Below are 4,383 nucleotides of genomic sequence, written 5' to 3' on the forward strand. Positions count from 1 at the left end.
CTTTTCACAATCCTAAAATAAAATTTATATGGAATTCCATTGTGGAAGAAGCTGTAGGGGATGAAATATTGGAAGGATTACTTATAAAGAACAAGATTACAGGTGAAACCAGGAATTTGAAAGTAGACGGATGCTTTGTATTTGTAGGATATGAACCTATATCACAGCTGTTTCAGGGGAAGGTAACTATGGATGAAAAAGGTTATATTGTGACAGATGAGGATATGAGAACTAATATTTCAGGAGTATTTGCCGCAGGTGATATAAGAAAAAAATCCTTAAGACAGGTCATAACTGCAGCAGCTGATGGTGCTATAGCAGCAACTACTGCAGAGAGTTATATAGAAGAAAATAAAAATTAAAAGGGAGGAAATTGTAATGATTGAATTGACAAAACAAAATTTTGATGAAGAGGTTTTAAATTGTGCTGATAAACCTGTATTTGTGGACTATTGGGGAGATAAATGCGAAATATGCAAACAGCTTATGCCGGGAGTGCATGGACTGGAAGATAAATATGGGGATAAAATTAAATTTTCAAGTCTCAATATAAGTAAAGCTAGAAGACTTGCAATAGGACAGAAGGTTTTAGGATTGCCTACTATGGTACTCTACAATAAAGGGGAAAAAGTTAATACAATTACTGCAGACAAAATAAAATCTTTGGATGATGTAGAGGAATTCGTTAAATCCTATTATGCTACATTGTAAAAATTAGGAATTTGAATTCCTAATTTTAATAAATTTGGAGGTGGATATATTGCAACTGGAAATTGGAAAGATTCATATTAAAGATGTTCAATTTGGGAATGAAACAAAAGTTGTAGATGGGGTTCTCTATGTGAACAAAAATGAATTGATGGAAAAAATCAGTGGTGATGAAAGGATTGAAAGGGTGGAGGTGGACATTGCCAGGCCAGGTGATGAAACTAGAATCATACCTGTGAAAGATGTGATCGAGCCCAGAGTCAAAGTAGAAGGGAAAGGGGGCATATTTCCGGGATTTGTAAACAAAGTTGATACTGTTGGAGAAGGTAAAACCCACGTACTGAGTGGAGCTGCCGTGGTGACGACAGGAAGCATTGTCGGATTTCAAGAAGGCATTATAGACATGAGCGGCGAGGGAGCAAAATACACTCCATTTTCAAAAACGAATAATTTAGTTATAGTTTGTGAGCCGAAAAAGGGAGTGAAACAGCATGAACACGAAGAGGCTGTTAGAATGATTGGATTTAAAGCAGCTGCGTATATTGGTGAAGCTGGAAAAAATTTAAATCCAGATGAAACGAAGATTTATGAAACGCTGCCTCTACTGGAACAGGTAAAAAAATATGCAGATCTTCCTAAAATTATTTATGTATATATGCTTCAAAGTCAGGGACTGCTGCATGATACTTATGTGTATGGAGTGGATGCTAAAAAAATTATCCCTACATTTTTGTACCCTACAGAAGTATTTGACGGTGCAGTAGTCAGTGGAAATTGTGTATCTGCTTGCGATAAAAATCCAACTTATGTGCATTTGAACAATCCAATTATTGAAGATCTATATGACAGAGATGGAAAGGACATTAATTTTCTGGGCTGTATAATTACAAACGAGAATGTGTACCTTGCAGATAAAGAGAGATCATCCAATTTCACGGCTAAATTGGTGAAATATCTTGGAGCAGATGCAGTCATCATATCCGAAGAAGGCTTTGGAAATCCAGATGCAGATCTTGTAATGAATTGCAATAAGATATCGGATATGGGTGTAAAGACAGTCCTTGTAACTGATGAATATGCTGGACAAGATGGTGCCTCCCAGTCACTGGCAGATTCTACACCTAAGGGAGATGCAGTTGTCACAGCAGGGAATGCAAATGAGTTGATTGTGCTTCCCAAGATGAAAAAAATATTGGGACACAGTGAAGCCGCTGATATAATTGCAGGTGGTCATGCAGGAAGCTTAAGACCAGATGGTACCATAGAAGCTGAGCTCCAGGTGGTAACTGGATCTACTAGTGAGGTCGGATTCACTAAATTAACTTCTAAAGGATACTAATTCAATTGATTGGCGAAAACAAAGCGTCCCAAATACAAAAAGCATAAAAATGCTCAAATTTTATTATAAAGTAAATTAAAAAGAATAATGAGTAATATTTTAAAATGAAATAGAAATTTATGAATAAATAGAATAAAATTATGCAGATGTAACAGGGTATTAGTACTATTTGCAATATATTTTTTGAAAGGAATGATAAAAAATGTTAAAGGGGAAAAAGGTAATTGCGATAGGAGATAGGGACGGCATACCTGGCCAGGCTATTGAGGCCTGTGTAAAGTCAGCCGGAGCAGAGGTTATATTTGCTTCTACAGAATGTTTCGTTTGAACGGCTGCGGGAGCTATGGATCTGGAGATCCAACAGAGAGTAAAAGATTTGACGGAGAAATACGGTGCAGAAAATATAGTTGTAGTTTTAGGTGGAGCAGAGGCAGAAGCATCAGGTCTTTCTGCAGAAACGGTAAGTGCGGGAGATCCGACTTTTGCTGGTCCGCTTGCAGGAGTAGCACTTGGACTGGCTGTCTACCATATTGTAGAACCTGAAATAAAGGAAGAATGTGATGCTGCAATTTATGATGAACAGTGCGGCATGATGGAAATGGTTCTCGAGGTGGATGAGATAATAAGTGAAGTTAAGCAAATCAGAGATGAGTATTCAAAATACTAGAAATTTTATAGAGGTTTTGCAAAACTTTGAAAGGAGATATGGATTGATATGATTAAAGTTGTGCATTATATAAATCAGTTTTATGCCGGCATAGGAGGAGAGGAAAAGGCAAATTATAAGCCAGAGGTGAGAGATGGTTTTCTGGGACCGGGCATGGGGCTGAACGGCTTATTTAAGAAGGAAGATGTGGAGATAGTTGCCACAGTTATCTGTGGAGATTCCTATTTCAATGAAAATATAGAAGACGCGAAAAGTGAAATATTGGATATGGTTAAAAAATACAGTCCAGATTTATTCATAGCAGGTCCTGCTTTTAATGCGGGCAGATATGGTATGGCATGTGGCGCGGTGTCAAAAGAAGTTCAGGATAAGCTTGGTATACCTGCAGTTACTGCCATGTATCCTGAAAATCCAGGTGCAGATCTATTTAAAAAATATCTTTATATAATTGAAACCAAAAATAGTGCCGCGGGTATGAGAAAGGCTCTTCCTAAAATAGTATCGTTGTCACTAAAGCTTGTTAGAGGTGAAAAAATAGGTTCTCCTGAAGAAGAGGGATATATTGAGAGAGGAATAAGAAAAAATTGTTTTAGTGATGAAAGAGGCTCCAAACGAGCAGTAGATATGCTTGTACACAAATTAAAGGGAGAGAGTTTTACTACAGAATTTAAAATGCCTGTATTTGACAAGGTAGATCCAAATCCGGCTGTAAAAGATATAACTAAAGCTAAAATTGCATTGGTTACTTCTGGAGGTATAGTTCCTAAGGGCAACCCGGATCATGTAGAATCTTCCAGTGCATCTAAATTTGGAAAGTACAATATAGAGGGAATTGAAGATCTCACACCTGAGAATTTTCAGACAGCTCATGGTGGATATGATCCAACCTATGCCAATGAGGATCCCGATAGAGTGTTACCTGTAGATGTACTGAGAAAAATGGAAAAGGAAGGCAAAATAGGATCGCTGCATAACTACTATTATGCAACTGTGGGAAATGGTACAGCAGTGGCTTCAGCCAAAAAATTTGCAGATGCCATAGTTAAAGAACTTGTAGCGGATGGAGTCGAAGCAGTTATACTTACATCTACCTGAGGAACTTGTACTCGTTGCGGTGCAACAATGGTAAAAGAGATAGAAAGAGGTGGGCTTCCTGTAGTCCATATGTGTACGGTAGTTCCAATATCACTGACAGTTGGTGCAAATAGAATAATACCTACTGTAGCTATACCACATCCACTGGGTAATCCGGCATTGGATAAAAAGGGTGAATTTGAGCTGAGATATGGTTTAGTTGAGAAAGCCTTGAAAGCTCTTTCAACACCTGTAGAGGGGCAGAAAGTTTTTGAATAATTTGTGAGTTCCAGGAGGATTGAAAATATTTTATTTTCAGATCCTCCAATTTATAAAAAATAAATAGGAGGTTTTAAAATGAATTTTCCCGTTGTTAAGAGAGCTTCTTATGTTTTAGTTAATACGCCGGATATGGTGGTGCATAATGGCACTACCCAAACTTTGGAGAGGAAGACAAATCCGGATTCGGATTATCTGAAGCAGATAAAAAACCACTTGAGATCATTTGAAGATGTAGTCAGTTATGCGCCAAATCAAACTTATATAGGAAACATGGCTCCAGAAGAATTGAGTGAAAGAAAAAGACCCTGGTATA

At 37.6% G+C, this 4,383-nt stretch carries 5 protein-coding genes and 1 pseudogene; all 6 read left to right on the plus strand.

All coding sequences use genetic code 11. The features are described 5' to 3' along the window. Positions 1-362, plus strand: a 362-nt coding sequence (locus LN736_RS18740; RefSeq protein ID WP_229982203.1) for an FAD-dependent oxidoreductase, incomplete at its 5' end; no start/stop codon positions are given. A 16-nt stretch (positions 363-378) separates the two neighbouring features. Then, complete coding sequence (locus LN736_RS18745) at positions 379-711, plus strand: thioredoxin family protein (protein WP_150358983.1); 333 nt, start codon at positions 379-381, stop codon at positions 709-711. A gap of 49 nt (positions 712-760) precedes the next feature. After that, a complete protein-coding gene (locus LN736_RS18750) occupies positions 761-2,047 on the plus strand; it encodes a glycine/sarcosine/betaine reductase component B subunit (protein ID WP_150358982.1) in 1,287 nt (428 codons plus the stop codon). Between the two features lie 202 nt (positions 2,048-2,249). Then, positions 2,250-2,714, plus strand: a complete 465-nt coding sequence (gene grdA, locus LN736_RS18755; RefSeq protein ID WP_150358981.1) for a glycine/sarcosine/betaine reductase complex selenoprotein A — start codon at positions 2,250-2,252, stop codon at positions 2,712-2,714. Between the two features lie 42 nt (positions 2,715-2,756). Then, a complete protein-coding gene (gene grdB / locus LN736_RS18760) occupies positions 2,757-4,067 on the plus strand; it encodes a glycine reductase complex selenoprotein B (RefSeq protein WP_229982204.1) in 1,311 nt (436 codons plus the stop codon). Between the two features lie 78 nt (positions 4,068-4,145). Further along, positions 4,146-4,383: pseudogene (locus LN736_RS18765) on the plus strand (glycine/sarcosine/betaine reductase complex component C subunit beta); the annotation flags it as partial.

The sequence above is a fragment of the Clostridium aromativorans genome (assembly GCF_020908015.1).
In the GTDB taxonomy this organism is placed as follows: domain Bacteria; phylum Bacillota; class Clostridia; order Clostridiales; family Clostridiaceae; genus Clostridium_B; species Clostridium_B aromativorans.

Bases quoted from the DNA above. Each gene is read 5' to 3' on its own strand.
- LN736_RS18745 (WP_150358983.1), top strand. From the start codon at position 379: ATGATTGAATTGACAAAACAAAATTTTGATGAAGAGGTTTTAAATTGT.